Origin of the sequence: Pseudomonas sp. R1-43-08 (assembly GCF_003852255.1) — a bacterium.
Lineage (GTDB): Bacteria > Pseudomonadota > Gammaproteobacteria > Pseudomonadales > Pseudomonadaceae > Aquipseudomonas.
In genome coordinates this window covers 3,700,575-3,716,943 of sequence record NZ_CP027734.1, presented here as the reverse complement: position 1 = coordinate 3,716,943, position 16,369 = coordinate 3,700,575, and the positions used below count along the sequence as shown (strand labels likewise).

The following is a 16,369-nucleotide window of genomic DNA, read 5'->3' as shown; positions in this document are numbered from 1 at the left end:
GGCGCTGTCTTCTGGTCGAAAGGAATCTGCATGCATCCCATCTCGTCAACCCTCCCCGTAGAACGCGAACTCAGCCTGCGGGCAGTCATCACCGGGGTCCTGCTCGGCATCCTGCTGACCCCGTCCAATGTGTACGCGGGCCTCAAAATCGGCTGGTCGTTCAACATGTCGATCATCGCGTTGCTGATTGGCTATGCGGTCTGGCAAGGCCTGGCCAAGCGCTCTGCTGCGGCGGTGCCGTGGACGCTGCACGAAAGCAACATCAACCAGACCGTCGCCTCGGCCGCCGCGTCGATCATTTCCGGCGGGCTGGTCGCGCCCATCCCGGCTTACACCTTGCTCACGGGCAACCAGCTGGAGGCAATCCCGATGATCGCCTGGGTGTTTTCGGTGAGCTTCCTGGGGATCTGGATCGCGTGGTACCTGCGGCCCTCATTGCTCAATGACAAGGCGCTGAAGTTTCCCGAAGGCATGGCCACCCTGGAGACCTTGCTGCACATCTACAACCACGGGCGCGAAGCCGCGACACGCTTGAAAGTGCTGCTCAGCGCCGCCATTTTGTCGGGGCTGGTCAAGTGGGTGGATACCTTCCTGTGGGCGCTGCCGCGCTGGTCGCCGACCGCACAGCTTGAGCGACTGACGTTTAGCGCAGACCCTTCGCTGCTGTTACTGGGGTTCGGCGGCATCATCGGCATTCGCGTCGGCCTGACCTTGCTGCTCGGCGCCGTGCTGGCCTGGGGCGGGCTGGGGCCATGGCTGTTGGCGCAAGGACTGGTGAACATTGCGGCGGGTAGCAGCGGCCCACAATTTGCCGCGCTGGTGGAATGGCTGCTGTGGCCAGGGGTGAGCCTGATGGTGTGTTCCACCCTGGCGTCATTGGCGATTCGGTTGTGGGCGCTGCACCGCTCCACCCGGGCGGGCGGCGGCACCCCGTGGACGCTGCCCAAGCCGGGCCCTGCCGCAGGCTTCATCCTGGCGATCGGCTTGGTGGTGAGCCTGCAGGCGCTGTTGTTCGGTATCAACCTGTGGATGGCGCTGTTGACCATTCCCCTGGCAATCTGCCTGGCTGCCGTGGCGGCGCGGGTGGTGGGGGCCACTGGTATACCGCCGATTGGCGCAATCGGGCAGCTGTCCCAACTGAGCTTCGGCATCGCCGCGCCGGGGCAGGTGCCGATCAACCTGATGAGCGCCAACACGGCCGGCGGTTCTGCCGGGCAATGCACGGACTTGATGAACGACTTCAAGGTGGGCAAGGCGATTGGCGCCACGCCACACAAGCAGGTTATCGCGCAAATCCTGGGGATTATTGTCGGCAGCATCGTCGGCGTATTCGCCTACCTGGCATTGATCCCCGACCCCCAGAGCATGCTGCTCACCGAGCAATGGCCGGCCCCGGCCGTGGCCACCTGGAAAGCCGTGGCGCAAACCCTGACCCACGGGCTGGATTCACTGTCGCCGAGCATTCGCTGGGCGATTGCCATCGCGGCCTTGATCGGTGCAGTGCTGGGTGTGCTCGACAGCATGTTGCCTGTCGATCGTGCCCGCTATCTGCCCAGCGCGGCGGCATTGGGACTGGCGTTTGTATTGCCGGCCTCCGTGTCGCTGATGATGGCGTTGGGGGCGGTGGTGACCTGGGTGATCAGCTGCCGTTGGCCAAGCCTTACCGAGCGTTTTGCGATTACCGCAGCGGCCGGGCTTATCGCCGGCGAGAGCATCACCGGCGTGGGGGCTTCCTTGTGGCAGATGATGATGCAGGCGGGTTAACGCACGAACGGTGCGTGAGTTGCCAGGTGGAACTGTTCGTGGAAGTTCGCCACTCATAGTCCGCCCCTCTTACATGCATTGAAAGGGGGCATCTGGATAATTCAGGAAGGTCGGTTATAACCGCTTGAGGCACAGTGGCTGACGCTTGAGGGCATAGGCTGTGAATTCTGATATATCGAAAATACTACGCGAGACGTTATTGGATTTTGGCGTGCCCCAAGAACAAATAGGGCACTTTGATCGTCACTCGTCGATCGTACTTAACTTTAAAACTATCAGCCCGATCATGCTGACTGCTGTTCATCACAGGGTGTGGATGTGGAGTGAGTTAACTACCTTGAACGGCGCCACGCTGAATACTCATGCAGAAAAACTGCTGCTTGCCCTGCAATACCCATTGCCATCGGTAGTCACGGGCCAGGCCGTGTTGGGTAAAGGTCTACGTGGTTACGAAGTCAAGGCTTTGCTGGATGATACGTGTAGTGGTTCAGCCACACATCTGCAGGGGGCGTTGGATGGGTTTTTCAGGCTGATGATATCGCTGCACGGCATTTTCAAGTAAGCATCGTCCGACGTTAGTTATCTTATCCAATGGGAGTGAACACTGTGCCGATTAACAATACTACCGTTTTAAGAGCGTCGGCCGAGCTAGCGTCTGACCCTGACAGCAACTTGAAGAATGTCGAGTTCGTGAAGAACTTCGATTACCTGAAAAACAAGCCAATTGAACTGCAGTCGAACGCAGTGCCCACAGTCACACTCAACGCTGAGGGGCAGGCGCGCCCGGTCAGTTTTCTCTACGGCGACGCGCAGCCCGCGCAAATCAGAAATGGCGCCATTTATAACGCCGTTATCACCAGTGATATCGTTGAAAAATACTCTCAGGACCGTATCTTGCCGGGCAAGGCGTTAATCAAGGATGGTGCGCTGAGCCTGGGGTTGAACAGGTTCAGGATGGCGGGGCCGACTGAAACCCAAACTCAGAAAATTCTCACTCGACTGCGCAGTATCCACGATCCTGATCAGCGTAAAGCAGAGCTGGTCAAGCTGGTCGTCAACGGCTCAGCGCAAGTTGCTGACGGTGCGATGAAGCTGAAAATGGTCAACGACCCGGTACGGCGTGCATTCGAAAGCTACTATGCCAAACATGCGTTGCAGGATTACTTCCGCTCGCCGGACATTTATAAAACCTTCTGCGCTATCTCAAACAACCAAGTGAATTACATCAAGGACAACTATGTCAGCGCACCGTTGTTCGAGAAATATGAGGCCGCTTGGAAAAATCAAAGTTTCGACACCCGCATCGTCGGTTTGGATCAGCTTCAGGGTTTCTACACGCGTGCCGAGAAAACCTTGGAAACCTTGAGTATTTCACCCGAGGCCAGAGCGGCCTTGTTTGATATCTACAAACACCGATATTTGAGCTACGCGCTGAAAAATGAACCGGATGCCGAGGCAAAACTCCCGGCAGGTCATTGGGACGGTGTGTTTGATCCCATCAGGGCACCGGGCAAAGGCCGTATAGAACTCAATGCCCGAGAAGGCAACCTGTTCAGGCAGGCAGACAGTTACAACGTCGGTATTTTGCGAAACATCGACGCGGCGCCCAGGGATTTGCGCCTGAACGAACCTTTTAATATTACGTATGAAAATGACTACAAGAACCAGTTGTTAGCCAGCGCCAGCACCCGTTGCCCCGACAGGCTTGAGATGCAGGATCCTGAACATCCTGATGCGTCCCAACCCGGTTCTTATATGAAGACCCTTTTTGAAAAAGGCACAGGGACTTACGTCAACGGGCCGTCGGGTTCAATCGTGATTGAACAGGGGGCGGTACGTGCTTGCAAAGCGGTGCATGCCGATACACACCCTGACGACCTTGAAACCTATTTGGCCATCCAGGCCTTGCTGTTCATTTACGTGGATGGCGGGCACTCGATGGATGAAATTTCATACGCGCTGACGCATCCGAAGGTCCAGAATAAATTGCTTGAGGATTTTTCGGGTAGACCCGGGTTCGAGCATATTGGCGATAAGCTTTTCATGAATTATCACGCCCTGGAAAATGCCGCGAAAGACGCCGCTGCCTTTAATGATGTGCTTAAGGCCAAGGACGCCGCTCACCTGCAAATCACCCATGGCGACCCGGCACGACAGGCTTCCCGGGCGACCACCAAAGAGTTGGCCTTCGCACAGACCGTCGCGGCGAGAAACGTGCTTTACAAGCCCAGTGACATTTTGACCGGAGAGCTTGCGGCGGCAGCCAAGGTGTTGCATCGCGTGGTCTCGAACCTGAGCGCAGAACATCAGAAAATGATGGGTGCTCATTTGTTGGGGGAAGGACGGCTGCTGGCTGGAAAAACGACGGATGACTTGCTTGCAGCATTGGCGCGAGCCGCAGGCGCGCAGGCGGCAACGGGCAGCGTGGCTGCGAGCGCCACCGATAGAGCGGTGGTTATCGCACTGATGGGCGATATCGGCGGGTTTTACACCACGCCCGGCAATGCAGACGAGGGGCTGATGACAGCCCTCAACCATCTGCTCAAAGCCCAGGGGCTGGAGGTGCCGAATACTGTCGCCATCCAGCGCATGCGTGAGCAAGGCGGCTCTGCGGTTGTCGGCCCGGATAAACGCGCTGAACGAAAGGTCCGTTCGTTCAATTCGCCGGCCGACATGCCTTTTCGAGCAGGCGTACATAACAGCGGGCTGGACGCGGATAAGGCACTCAATGTCCCCGCATCTGAACGTATTCCTGACAATCGCTGGGCGGTTTTTGACATTGGGACGGCCCGTGTCAAAGAAACGACCGAGCCGCTTGTCGGGCATATGTCAGCGTCGCCGTCCGAGATTTTACAGGCTTGGGACATGCTGCGCGGCGTAAGCGCACACGATCAATACGTGGGTGCGCTGCCCGATGGTCCGCGCGCTCAGGACGGTGGCACCATCATGCCTATGTCGGTCTTGGCGCCGGCCGAGCAGGACCAGCGCTATGCGCGTGCGGCAGGGGCGGGTGCATTTTTGGTCGGCTTGGGTTATCACAGCGCGGTCGAAGTGCTGGAAGGAACATTGGTTTATACCGGGCAAAGCATCAGAGCCGAAGGCACACTGGATCCTTCCCAGCGTGATTCCGCTGATGTTTTCGGGCATGGGGCGGCAACTGACCTCATGAGCGAGCTATTCAAGTCCGGTACAGCAGCGTGATGGGCTGTCGGGCAATCATGCGTCCCCATTGATTGCCCGGTGCGCATGCTGTGCCCTCAAACGTTGCAGTCGATTGGCCGATGTCGAGATCAGACACGATGATGCCGCGCTCAGGCTACTTTGGCTTTGTCCTGCGCACTTAAGGTGAGGGGTATTGGTCGCCCGAGAACCACAAAAACAATGAATAGTCTCAACTCCAACGATTCCAACGCTCAGCTGGCGCAGGGTTTCAAGCCGCGCCACGTCACCATGTTGTCCATCGCAGGCATCATCGGCGCGGGGTTGTTTGTCGGTTCCGGGCATGCCATCGCGGCGGCGGGGCCGGCGGTGTTGCTGGCTTATCTGTGCTCCGGCCTGCTGGTGGTGCTGGTGATGCGCATGCTCGGGGAGATGGCGGTGGCGCGCCCCGACACCGGCTCGTTTTCCACCTATGCCGACCAGGCCATTGGCCGTTGGGCAGGCTTCACCATCGGCTGGTTGTATTGGTGGTTCTGGGTGTTGGTGATTCCGATCGAGGCGCTGGCTGCCGGGCATGTGCTCAATCAGTGGTTTCCTCAGGTCGATGCATGGTTGTTTGCGTTGTTGTCGATCATTTTGCTGGTGATCACCAACCTGTTCAGCGTTGCCAAATATGGCGAGTTCGAGTTCTGGTTCGCGATGGCCAAGGTCATCGCCATCGTCGGTTTCATCGGCCTGGGGTTCAGCGTGCTGATGGGCTGGATTCCGGATCGTGAAGCCAGCGGCTTGAGCCGCTTGATGCAAGAGCACGGCGGCTTTGCACCCAATGGCCTGTCGGCCGTGGTGGGGGCGTTCATCACCATCATGTTCAGCTTCATCGGTACCGAGGCGGTAACCATCGCCGCTGCCGAATCGAGCAACCCGGCGCAAAACATCGCCAAGGCGACACGCTCGGTGATCTGGCGCATCGGCGTGTTTTACCTGTTGTCGATCTCGATCGTTATTTCCGTGGTGCCCTGGAACGATCCCCTGCTGGCATCCGTGGGCTCTTACCAGCGCGCGCTGGAACTGATGAACATCCCCAACGCCAAGTTCATGGTCGACCTGGTGGTATTGATCGCCGTGGCCAGTTGCATGAACTCCTCGATCTACATCTCCTCGCGCATGCTGTTCTCCCTGGGTAAACGCGGCGATGCGCCACGCGCCCTTAAACGCACTTCAGCGGCGGGCGTGCCCAGGGCGGCGGTGATTGCCAGCACCATCCTGGGTGCGGGAGTGACGCTGCTGAGTTACTTCATGCCCGCTGGCCTGTTCCAGTTTCTGCTGGCCAGTTCCGGTGCCATTGCGTTGCTGGTGTATCTGGTCATCGCCATCTCGCAACTGCGCATGCGTCGGCTGCTGCTCAAGCAGAACGTCGAGCTGACCTTTCGCATGTGGCTGTTTCCCTGGCTGACTTATCTGGTCATCGTGTTCATCTGCGCGGCGCTGGCCGTGATGATGGTGACGCCGGAACACCGCACCGAAGTGTCCTCGACGATTGGCCTGGCCCTGGTGATCTCCTTTATCGGCCTGGTCACTTCGCGTCAGCAGGGACAGGCGGTCAAACCGGTGGCGCTGGAGCACTCCTGATCATCTGTATGCAGTAGGCGGGACGCGGAGCGTCCCAGGAGGCATTCCCACGCAGAGCGTGGGAACGATCAGGTGCGGTTCAGCGCACCCGCGTCCGGCTTTGCACCGCCAGGTCCAGCGCCTTCTGCATATCCAACCGAGCCGAGCGCCCGACGTCCTTGTCGTTGAGCTGGTAGTTGCGCTCCGACGGAAGGATCGGCGCGGTGAGGTCCTGGGCGTCGCTGCGCTCAAAGTCGTGGTTCTCGCCGATCGCCATGGCGCTGCGGCGCAACAGCATGCGCAGCTGTTCGGGTTGCAGCTGCGGGTTGATCGACAGCATCGCCGCCAGCAAGCCCGCGACCATCGGCGTGGCGTAGGAGGTGCCGCAATGCACGGCGCCTTCCTGGCCGGCGTCGGGCGTGGACGCGTGGGCGCAGGCGGCAGCAGTGATGTCGACGCGCATGTCCACGTTCGAGGAGCTGCGTGTAAGGGCATAGGCTGGGTCATCGACGGCAACGCCGCCACGCACGTTACGCTGGTGTCCGCCCACCACCAGCAACTGCTCGGTGATGAAGGAGGAGGGCAGGCGGTACTCGTCGCTGCCAGAGAATGCCGAACCGTTACCGGCGGAGTTCACCACGATCACATCGGGGTGTTCCTTGCGCAGCCACATGAAGAACTCTTCGAGCAATTCCTCGTAGCCACTCATGGCAATTCCCGAGCGCACCAGCGAGTCGACGTCATTGCCATTGACGTCCTTGGTTCCGACGCGATGAATGCCCCAGCTCCAGTTGAGCACGCGCACCCCGTCCTCCACGAGGTTGACCGAGGCGGCGATATTGGCCGTGATGCCGGCATCGGAGTTGCGCTCGACAATCACGTCAAAGCCACCGCTGGCCTTGTCCAGCCCACGCAGAAAGCCGGTGTTGCCGCCGTTGTCCCAGCCTGCCGCGAGGATGCCGGCGACGGTGGTGCCATGGCCGCTCGCCGCACCCGTATCGCGGGCGTAGACGCAGGTGCGCCCGGGGGCGCAGGCGCCGAGGTAGTCGGCGAAATCTGCGGTGTCGAAATCCACGCCGCGCTCGATCAGGCCGATGCGCACCGGTTGCGGCGTGATAGGTGTGTGTTGGCCCGGGATGCGCCGCTGATAATAGGCCACCGCATCGAGAAAGCGGTTGGCGGCCCATTCATCGGAGTCGGGCGATGGCTTCTTCGGTTTTTCGTGGCGCGTGGCGGCGTGCTCGGTTTCTTCGGCGGCGGATTCTTCGATCACCACCGCATCCACGCTGGTCTCGCTACCCAGGCGTAGCACCAAGGCGTCGCGCTGCAGCAGGTCGGTGGCCGGCAGGCGCAGTTGGAACAGGTTCAGCGGCGCGATGCTGCCGACCACGCTCGCGCCGTATTTGCGCGCGAGGCGCTCGGCTTCCTGGCGGCCATCGTGGTCTTCCTCGATCAGCACGCTGACCAGGTCGACATAGGTGGTCAGGCCGTCCATGTTCTTCGCCACTTCGCTGGGCCCGGCGGCGACCACATGGCTATTGCGCAGGGTCAGCCAGGCCGCGTTACTGGCGCGCGGGCCGTCTTCGAGCCACAGCGGGCCGCTCTGGTAGTGCGTGCTGTCCAGGCGCAGGCGCAACTGGTCGCCGTCGCGCTGGAGCGTCTGCGCCGGCAGCGCCTTGCCCGCCAGTTTCACCTGCGGCGTTGCTTCACCCAGCCCGCGCGCACTCAGGCACCAATCCTGCTCCCGGCTTTGCAGCAGGTCGCCGCAGCGTTTCAGGTTTTCCAGTCGCAGCGGCTCCTGGGCCATGGCCGCCGTGCTGGCGACCAGGGTGAGCAGCATCGCGAGGGCAGCGTTATTCAGGGGCATCAGTGGGTTCCTTGCCGGGGCCTGATACTGCGACTCCACCCACCCGCCGTTCGTTCAGCGCGACCACGTTGAACTCCCTTGCCACAGCCTCACTCCTAACTGGACGAGGCAGTGCACATGGACGGATGTGACAATGACCCAGCCACACTCAAACACCCCTGGCACGCTGTTCGAGACCGACCTGCCCGCGCGCCTGGACCGCTTGCCCTGGGGCCGCTTCCACACCTTGCTGGTGTTCGCCCTCGGGATCACCTGGTTGCTCGACGGCCTGGAAGTGACCTTGGCCGGCTCGGTGTCCGGCGCGCTGAAAAGCAGCACCGGCCTGAACTTCAGCAACGTCGACATTGGCCTTGCCGGTGGCGTCTACATCGCTGGCGCCGTGCTGGGTGCGCTGCTGTTCGGCTGGCTAACCGACCGTCTGGGGCGACGCAAACTGTTCTTCATCACCCTGTGGCTCTACGTGGGCGCCACCGCAGCCACAGCGTTCTCCTTCAACCTGGAAACCTTCCTGCTGTTCCGCTTCCTGACCGGCATGGGCATCGGCGGCGAATACACCGCGATCAACTCGACCATCCAGGAATTCACCCCGGCGCGCTATCGCGGCTGGGTCGACCTGACCATCAACGGCACCTTCTGGCTGGGCGCAGCCCTGGGGGCCGGTGGCGCCATCGTGTTGCTCGACCCGCAGGTCGTGGGTGGCGACCTCGGCTGGCGCCTGTGCTTCGGCATCGGTGCCGCGCTGGGCCTGATCATCCTGGTGATGCGCCTGTGGCTGCCGGAAAGCCCGCGCTGGTTGTTGATCCATGGCCAACACGACGAAGCGCGGCGCATCGTCGAAGGCATCGAAGCGCGCCTGCGCGAACAAGGCCACGCACTGGCCCCAGTGACCGCCCCACCGTTGCGGCTGCACGCGCGCGACCACACACCGCTGGCGGAGATTTTCCACACTCTGTTCGTCAGCTTTCGCCGTCGCGCCCTGGTCGGCATGACACTGCTCACCGCCCAGGCCTTCTTCTACAACGCGATCTTCTTCACCTACGCGCTGGTGCTCACCGACTTCTACGACGTGCCCGCCGAGCGCGTCGGCTGGTACGTCTTGCCGCTCGCCCTCGGCAACTTCTGCGGGCCGCTGCTGCTGGGGCGGTTGTTTGACGTGGTCGGCCGGCGCGTGATGATCAGCTTCACCTACGCCACCTCCGGCGTGTTGCTGGCGCTCAGTGGCTATGCGTTCCAGCAAGGCTGGTTCGACGTGACCCAGCAAGCCGTGGCCTGGATGGTGATCTTCTTCTTCGCCTCGGCAGCGGCGAGTTCGGCGTACCTGACCGTGGCCGAAACCTTTCCGCTGGAAATACGCGCGCTGGCGATTGCGGTGTTCTATGCGTTCGGCACCGGGCTGGGCGGGATCATCGGGCCGACCTTGTTTGGGCAGTTGATACAGACGCAACAGCGCGGGAGTTTGTTTGTGGGGTATTTGATCGGGGCGGCGTTGATGTGTGCGGCTGCCCTGGTGCAGGCAATTTGGGGTGTGGCGGCCGAGCGCAAGGCGTTGGAGCAGGTGGCGCGACCATTGTCGCAGGCGGCTGATTGAGGGCAGGCAGGTGGGCGCGCCCAGGCCGTTGGTGCTCAAAGTTCAACGACGGTTGTTTACGTTCCGAGCGGGTCTAAAGATCGAGCCGTTCACGTCGATAACCTCCATGAACCCGCCAATCATGGACCGATTGAAATGACACTCTCCGTCAGCGCTGCCCCTATAGCCCCTGCCAATATCCGACTTGCGCCTTCCGAGCAGAAACTGACGCCCCAGGCACTGCCGGAGGCGGCCAAGCAACCTTTGGCAGATGCCGGGCCGGCTGCGGTCTATCATCCCAGCGAAGCCGCCCAAACCGCGAGCGAGCCACTGCAGGTGACCGACGTGTGGGTCGGGCGCTCCGAATCACCAGAGTTTCCTCGCTTCGTCGACCGCTTCCATAGTGCCCAGGCGGTGCTCAAAGGCGCCTTTACCGCGTTCGCATCCACCCTAAAGAGCACCGCGCCCGACCTGGCCAGAACCGATTATGGTTTTACCGTCGAAGCCGATGGCCGCCTGAAAGTCATCGACAAGGCCGGCCAGCTGAGCGACGCGAATATCAAGCGGCTCACCGAACTGCTCAATGGCTCCGCTGATTTGAAAACGGCCGCAGTGATCTTCCGCAACGCCGCCATCGACATGACAGACGCCGGCTCGCCCTGGTCCGGCAGCGGCATGGGCTACTACAGCCTGACCAACGAAAATTTCGCCAAGACCATTGATCTGGCGCCGTTGTTCAGAACCTATGACCCCTCGGATGTGAAGGGTGGCAGGGAACGGTTTTTTATCATTCAACTGACCTACAAAGGTGAGCGGGCCACGGCGGAGACGGAACGGGCGATGTATGCGCGGCGCGCGGCGCAGGCGTAGTAACGGCGCAATGGGTTGTGTGAGGCTGAGCGAGAGGGGCAGGTATTTAGCCACTTTCGGCGCAAAGTAGCCCCTTTCCTTGCCAGCTGGTCTACCATGCCCATCCCGGCAGTGATCTATGCGCTACCGTTCATTTTTTAAAGGTACCGCCATGTCCATCGACCAAATCTCCCTGCCCAAAGGCGTCGGCCCCGTTGCTGCCAAGCTCCTCGACGCCATCACCGGCGCTGCCACCCACGAAGAACTCAACCGCGCCGGCGGAAAAGCCGAGGGTTTTGTGTTGGGCCTGGAATCCAGCAAGGCTATCAAGAGCCAAATCGCCGAGTCGTTGTATGTGGCTTACGATGATGCGGCGAGCAATCGGGCCAGTGAGTTGAAGGGCTGAGGGTCAGTCGGTCCTGATGAACCCGGCCCGATTGGACCCATGCTCATGCCCGCCTCCCAAACCCGCCCCTCACCCGCGCCATTCCTCAAACCAGGCGAGACCGTGGTGCTCTTCGACGGCGTGTGCAAACTGTGCAATGGCTGGGCTCGGTTCCTGATTCGCCATGATCGTCAACGGCGCGTGCGATTGGCGGCTGTACAGTCGCCAGAGGGCCAGGCGCTGCTCGCCTGGGCGGGGCTGCCGTTGGATCAGTTCGATACCATGGCGGTAATTCGTGACCGGCATTACTGGGTGCGCTCAGATGCGGTTTTCGAAATCATTGCCCAACTGCCTGCCGGCTGGCGCCCACTGGGGCTGCTGCGTGGCATCCCACGCCCAATTCGGGATTGGGTTTACGATCGCATTGCTTTAAACCGCTATCGACTCTTCGGAAAATATGACACCTGCCTGTTGCCCGACCCCGATCATGAACAACGTTTTTTGAAGGAGGGCGCCTGCTAAACCTACGATTTTGGTTGCCGCCGCAGGTTCTGCGGCGGACTTTTCAAGCTGAACCCAAGGTGCGTTAGTTAACGACTTCGCAGGGTCTGGTTGACGAAATGTAAGCCGCGCAGGTTTGAGGCACGCGGGCGCGCAATGCCTGTCTCGCATTATTCTTGGCGGCTGTGCAGGCAGCATGATCGGTGCCAGGCGCGGTTCCCGTCGCGCTGGCCCCTCGGTTTGCAGGTGGGCATGGCATTGGAGCATTCGCTGCAACTGTTGCGGTGCCGATACTCTGACCGCGCGCCGCCGCTTCAGCTTTTGGTGTGTCGGCTGCGTAAGTACTGGTGGAGATTATTCCGGCCAACACCAATGCAGTTGCCATGATATTGAGTGACTTCAACATGTTCGATCCCTCGATTAGTTAAGCGATATGTACTGTTTACTGTCCCTATGAGCTGCTGTTTTGCCTGATAGAGACTAGATCGCATAAAGCCACTCTGTGATATTTATTATTGGTTCATCTTTCGCTTTCCCACCGGAGCCCGCAATGCCCTCCACCAAACGCGACAGCGCAGGTATCGAACGTCGTCTGGTTGCCGCCCTGACCGAAGCCTGTGAAACCGCCAAGGCTGAAATCTCTGGCTTTGAATGGCTGACCCACGAAGTGAACTACGCCGCTTTCCCCCAAAGCCTGCGAGTGATCTGGGTTTTTGATACCCGATCAAACAAGGAGCAAGCCCTGGCCAAGGGAGAAGACCAGCGAATGCGTGAACTGACAGGCACCGCGCTGAGCGATGCCGGTGTGGATCTGCCGTTACTGCACCGCTGCGTAGGATTCGATTCCGAGGAGGAATGCCATCTTCAACACGGCGGGAATTGGCGTCTGCGCCTGGCCAAGCGGCATGGGGTAACGTGGACAAGGTATCGAGAGTCCGAGGCTCATGTGATGTGCTGAGGCCCCTCATGTAGTCGAATTTTTTTCAGCGTTGCGGAGCGACTATTGATGAGTGTCCACTTCCTCAGCCGGATAGAACTCGCCATTCTTCCCCATCTCTTCCAGCCGTTGGCGCGCAATTGACTCAACGCTGGCGACTTCACCTTGATCGTCAGCGTTGACCAACTGCAAGCACAGGCGCCGGACATTCTGATCGTGAGTGCCTTCGCTGAGCATTTCATGAGTGAAGACTTGCTCACCCCGCCATAGACATAGCGGCGTATGAGCCCCGCCGAGCCATATCTCGTTGATCGATCGAAGGTCAGTGGTAGCCAGTTGATCCAGGGTGATTGTCTTGTCCATTGCGCTGTACCTTAACGATGGGGAGAGACGGGTAGACTTATCGGCACCGTGGGTCGTTCCCAGTTTCGGGAGTGCAACTGCCTCAGTGGTGGTGAGCCATGCGCCGGAGCAAGGGTGGGGCGATCAGCAGTTGCGGCATAGTTCGTGGGGGTGTGCGGACTATGGAGTGACTGACAGCTAACGGCCAAAAGCAGACGTTGGTGAGCGACCGTGTCCAGATAGATGCGCCTTTCGCAAAAGGCCGCTAAATCGACCAGAAGCGGTCGTTCAATCTCGAGTTGCTCGCGCTCGACACGGATTTTCGTAGTGGACGATTAAAAATCTAAACTCATTTTTCCTCACACCACTTATGTTCTTTCAACCGGAACACTGCTGCTAAGCTTATTCACAATTGCTGGGCCAAGAAACAGCAATCCGTCCTGAGTCAATTTTCAATCGGCAGGGTGGGTCAGTTTTCAATCAGCGCCAACAGTCCAGAGCATCAGAATCGCAAGATGACCTGGTCAATTGCCACCCAGTCAAGCCGCTATAAAAAGCACGCAAAAAATAGTCTGATCGGGCGCATGCTACGCAAGATCGAATACGCGAAAGCGCAGGTGCGGGCGAAGGTTGAGCATCCGTTTCGCGTGATCAAGCGCCAAGTAACTGCCGTCCCTGCCGCAACCAAAGGAAAGAACCGTGGAATAAGGAAAAGAAAGGTCTGGTTTTCGCCGATTTATGATTTTTTGGGCCTCAAGTAGTGATGGCATCAAAAATCGGTGGGTACTTCAGACCGTCCTTAGGCGTTTGCAGCGAAATCAAATTAACGGAGCGCAAGTGTCCGATTTGATAGCGGCCAGTCCAGAGACTAAAGGTTTATTTTTTTAGACGGTTTAATTAGCGTTGTCGATTTTATCCATCAATAACAGGTGTCTATCTTTTAATATGTTTTTCCATGTCATTCCCAGCGCGGAGCATAGAATAACTACGCTCAATATGGAATAAATCCAACGAACAGACATTATATCTCCCAGGTAACCCACCCCGGCGTAAGCAATCAGGCTCACATAAGAGATGAACATCGAAATGGCTGCTTTGACTTTTCCAAACTGCGAGGGCTCTACGCCTGTAGCAATAAGGGTGTCTGAATTGACCCGAATCATGACGACAAATGCGCCTAACAGGAAATAAGCAGCCGCCGCTTGATGGACACTGTTTGCCGTCAAGAAAATAAACAGCAAAAAGGAAATCGCACCTAGGCCGACCACGCCAAACCACTCAGCGTGTATTTTTTTCACAATATAGGTCAGTGAAAAACCGCCACAGATGGCACCCACTCCCCACACGGCATCAATTAACCCAAACCCTTGGGCGCCCGCTGAAAGCTCTCTATCAACGAAAATCGGCAGAAGTGTATTGCACACAGAAAGCGTTACATAAATAAACATCTGCTGGACCGCCAGCCCAATAACAAAGCGTGTGCCAATCGCATAGCGAATCGCGTCATAAAACTCTCTCATGGCGCCGGGCGTGACTAACCTTTCGACTGCATGTTTGATCGCGGGCGTGTGTTTTATCCATAAGGTAAGGACACCAGAGATGGAAAAGGAAATGACGTTAATGACTACCACATATTGCGTGCCGAAAAGCGCAACTAAAAAGCCGCCAATACTTGCGCCAATGAGCAAACCGATTTGCATGCTCATACTGCTCGAAACATTGGCCTCAAGCAGGCGCTCCTTCGGGACAATATCGCGTATCAACGCCCCCACGGCCGGTTGGAAGAAGTGCTCACACAGCGCGATCAGAAAGGTCGCCAGGTAAATTGCCGTGAGCCCCAATACCCCGTAGTACATCGAAACCGCAACGAACAGCAAAATCAGCGCGCGCGCTAAATCGGCCACTATGCAAATGGATCGAACGTTCCACCGGTCAACCAGCACCCCAATCCACGGTGAAAACAACAAACCCGGCAATGAAGAAACGATCAACACCCAACCAACTGCCATTGCGGAGCCAGAGGTTGTGTAGATGTACCAAGAAATGGCAACGAAATACATGCCGCTACCAATGGCGGTTAATATCGACGCGGCTATGTATTTCCTGAATTCGCGGCCGGCAATGAGCGAGAGCAAGCTAAGCATCAAGGCGCTCCACTTCAACCGTGACCTTGGCTAAGGCTCGCATCACATTTTCAATGGCCTGCGGTCCACTGTCCCCGTTCGCAAGAATGTAGCCAGCCCTTTCATCTGAGTTCTGAGGGCGTTTGCAGATGTCCCCCGCCTTAACCGTGATATCGCACCTGACGACGCCAGGCGATTGGTGAGCGGTATCCAGCCCTGAAATGCTCGCCACCCGGCCAGTCGGCAACGACAGATACCGAATAGCGGCCCCGTTGGTTTTAGTCGTTTGAATGTCTGGGAATACCCCAGACAAGCCTTGAAGCGTAGCGGTAAACATGTCGACGCCACACGCTAACTCGGTCATTTCAAAAATGCGGTCGCCGCCCGTGCGTGTATGAGACTCGACGATGACGGGCCCCGTTTCCGAAAAGATGATTTCCGTATGAGAGGGACCATACAGGTGACCAATGGAGGTCAGGAAAGAGGTGGTCAGGCGTTTGATGGCATCAATTTCTTCAGGGGCAAGTGCCGAGGGCATACTATGCCCGGTCTCTACAAAACCAGGATAGCCGGTTGTGATTTTGTCGGTGACGCCTAGTATCGTGTGCTGACCGTCCCAGGAAATGGCCTCGACGCTGACTTCTGGCCCTTCGATAAACTTTTCGGCGATGATCCCGATGTCAGGAAAGTCATATTTAATTAAATCGGTGGTCAAAAAATCCTGTTTGATCGCGTTATAGGCTGGCACGACTTCATCTTCTGAAAACAGTTTGTGCACTTGTAGACTCCCCGCACCGTTCACCGGCTTGATGATGATGGGCCATCCGCACTGCTGTGCAAAAGCGATCACCTCTTCAGGGCTGTTAACGGTTGCGAATGGAATCGATGGTATGCCGTTTGCCTTCATGTGCGCGCGCATATGCCCTTTGTCGCGCGTTAATAAAACCGGGCCAATAGGGTTTCCCAAAATGCCCAGCCGTTCCTGAATCAGCGCTGCGTTCAAGAGGCCAAACTCTTGAAAGGAAACGACCGCGTGATAGGGTTTCCGCCGGTGCAGCGTCTCAACCAGGTCGACGACTACTTTTTCGCCCATGGGAGAGGAAATAATTTGATCCGCGATAAGAAAGTCTTCGAATGTAATATCTTCTTTTTGCTGTACGACGGTCAGATGGAAGCCACACGCCTTGGCCTTTACATAAATCTCTGTCCAGCCACCGATCATAATTAAGCGACGCATCACAGGTCTCTCCTGGAAAATACATATAAA

Annotated in this window: 13 protein-coding genes and 1 pseudogene; 10 read left to right on the top strand and 4 right to left on the bottom strand. The window is 58.3% G+C overall.

The genetic code is table 11. The features are described from left to right. Window positions 1–30: 30 nt before the first annotated feature. From C4J87_RS17020 to C4J87_RS17005, 4 genes are all read left to right on the top strand, one after another. Entirely contained in the window at window positions 31–1,764 is a 1,734-nt protein-coding gene (locus C4J87_RS17020; RefSeq protein WP_124367731.1) for an OPT family oligopeptide transporter, read from the top strand. A 211-nt stretch (window positions 1,765–1,975) separates the two neighbouring features. Continuing rightward, complete coding sequence (locus C4J87_RS17015) at window positions 1,976–2,326, top strand: type III secretion apparatus InvB (RefSeq protein WP_177412799.1); 351 nt, start codon at window positions 1,976–1,978, stop codon at window positions 2,324–2,326. Window positions 2,327–2,454: 128 nt separating this feature from the next. Further along, a complete protein-coding gene (locus C4J87_RS17010) occupies window positions 2,455–4,965 on the top strand; it encodes a hypothetical protein (RefSeq protein ID WP_124367729.1) in 2,511 nt (836 codons plus the stop codon). 180 nt (window positions 4,966–5,145) lie between these two features. Further along, window positions 5,146–6,552, top strand: a complete 1,407-nt coding sequence (locus C4J87_RS17005; RefSeq protein ID WP_124367728.1) for an amino acid permease — start codon at window positions 5,146–5,148, stop codon at window positions 6,550–6,552. Between the two features lie 79 nt (window positions 6,553–6,631). Here the strand turns inward: C4J87_RS17005 and C4J87_RS17000 are convergent, their stop codons facing one another. Continuing rightward, on the bottom strand, window positions 6,632–8,398 hold the full coding sequence (locus tag C4J87_RS17000; protein ID WP_124367727.1) for a S8/S53 family peptidase: 1,767 nt from the start codon (window positions 8,396–8,398) through the stop codon (window positions 6,632–6,634). A 133-nt stretch (window positions 8,399–8,531) separates the two neighbouring features. Here C4J87_RS17000 and C4J87_RS16995 point away from each other — a divergent pair, with 133 nt between their 5' ends. The 5 genes from C4J87_RS16995 to C4J87_RS16975 all read left to right on the top strand — a co-directional run bounded on the left by C4J87_RS16995 (window position 8,532) and on the right by C4J87_RS16975 (window position 12,658). Continuing rightward, window positions 8,532–9,986: an MFS transporter gene (locus tag C4J87_RS16995; protein WP_124367726.1), complete on the top strand. Its 1,455-nt coding sequence runs from the start codon at window positions 8,532–8,534 to the stop codon at window positions 9,984–9,986. Window positions 9,987–10,121: 135 nt separating this feature from the next. Next, complete coding sequence (locus tag C4J87_RS16990) at window positions 10,122–10,835, top strand: hypothetical protein (protein WP_124367725.1); 714 nt, start codon at window positions 10,122–10,124, stop codon at window positions 10,833–10,835. A gap of 151 nt (window positions 10,836–10,986) precedes the next feature. Beyond that, a complete protein-coding gene (locus C4J87_RS16985; protein WP_124367724.1) occupies window positions 10,987–11,220 on the top strand; it encodes a hypothetical protein in 234 nt (77 codons plus the stop codon). 45 nt (window positions 11,221–11,265) lie between these two features. Further along, complete coding sequence (locus tag C4J87_RS16980; RefSeq protein ID WP_124367723.1) at window positions 11,266–11,721, top strand: thiol-disulfide oxidoreductase DCC family protein; 456 nt, start codon at window positions 11,266–11,268, stop codon at window positions 11,719–11,721. A gap of 529 nt (window positions 11,722–12,250) precedes the next feature. Next, window positions 12,251–12,658 carry a hypothetical protein gene (locus tag C4J87_RS16975; protein ID WP_124367722.1) on the top strand — a complete coding sequence of 136 codons (408 nt, stop codon included), beginning with the start codon at window positions 12,251–12,253 and terminating at the stop codon, window positions 12,656–12,658. 42 nt (window positions 12,659–12,700) lie between these two features. On the opposite strand, the gene C4J87_RS16970 is transcribed toward C4J87_RS16975, so the two are convergent. Beyond that, window positions 12,701–13,000 (bottom strand): hypothetical protein, encoded by a 300-nt coding sequence (locus C4J87_RS16970; protein ID WP_124367721.1) that lies wholly within the window; start codon window positions 12,998–13,000, stop codon window positions 12,701–12,703. A 476-nt stretch (window positions 13,001–13,476) separates the two neighbouring features. Between C4J87_RS16970 and C4J87_RS16965 the strand changes: the two are divergent. Then, window positions 13,477–13,641 (top strand): annotated as a pseudogene (locus C4J87_RS16965) (IS5/IS1182 family transposase); the annotation flags it as partial. Between the two features lie 231 nt (window positions 13,642–13,872). On the opposite strand, the gene C4J87_RS16960 reads toward C4J87_RS16965, so the two are convergent. Both C4J87_RS16960 and C4J87_RS16955 read right to left on the bottom strand, forming a co-directional pair. Continuing rightward, complete coding sequence (locus C4J87_RS16960) at window positions 13,873–15,123, bottom strand: MFS transporter (protein ID WP_124367720.1); 1,251 nt, start codon at window positions 15,121–15,123, stop codon at window positions 13,873–13,875. Then, window positions 15,116–16,339, bottom strand: a complete 1,224-nt coding sequence (locus tag C4J87_RS16955; protein ID WP_124367719.1) for an ATP-grasp domain-containing protein — start codon at window positions 16,337–16,339, stop codon at window positions 15,116–15,118. Before C4J87_RS16955 ends, C4J87_RS16960 begins: the two co-directional genes overlap by 8 nt. Window positions 16,340–16,369: the final 30 nt, after the last annotated feature.

Bases quoted from the DNA above. Each gene is read 5' to 3' on its own strand.
- C4J87_RS17020 (WP_124367731.1), top strand. From the start codon at position 31: ATGCATCCCATCTCGTCAACCCTCCCCGTAGAACGCGAACTCAGCCTG.
- C4J87_RS17005 (WP_124367728.1), top strand. From the start codon at position 5,146: ATGAATAGTCTCAACTCCAACGATTCCAACGCTCAGCTGGCGCAGGGT.
- C4J87_RS17000 (WP_124367727.1), bottom strand. From the start codon at position 8,398: ATGCCCCTGAATAACGCTGCCCTCGCGATGCTGCTCACCCTGGTCGCC.
- C4J87_RS16995 (WP_124367726.1), top strand. From the start codon at position 8,532: ATGACCCAGCCACACTCAAACACCCCTGGCACGCTGTTCGAGACCGAC.
- C4J87_RS16990 (WP_124367725.1), top strand. From the start codon at position 10,122: ATGACACTCTCCGTCAGCGCTGCCCCTATAGCCCCTGCCAATATCCGA.
- C4J87_RS16985 (WP_124367724.1), top strand. From the start codon at position 10,987: ATGTCCATCGACCAAATCTCCCTGCCCAAAGGCGTCGGCCCCGTTGCT.
- C4J87_RS16980 (WP_124367723.1), top strand. From the start codon at position 11,266: ATGCCCGCCTCCCAAACCCGCCCCTCACCCGCGCCATTCCTCAAACCA.
- C4J87_RS16975 (WP_124367722.1), top strand. From the start codon at position 12,251: ATGCCCTCCACCAAACGCGACAGCGCAGGTATCGAACGTCGTCTGGTT.
- C4J87_RS16970 (WP_124367721.1), bottom strand. From the start codon at position 13,000: ATGGACAAGACAATCACCCTGGATCAACTGGCTACCACTGACCTTCGA.
- C4J87_RS16960 (WP_124367720.1), bottom strand. From the start codon at position 15,123: ATGCTTAGCTTGCTCTCGCTCATTGCCGGCCGCGAATTCAGGAAATAC.
- C4J87_RS16955 (WP_124367719.1), bottom strand. From the start codon at position 16,339: ATGCGTCGCTTAATTATGATCGGTGGCTGGACAGAGATTTATGTAAAG.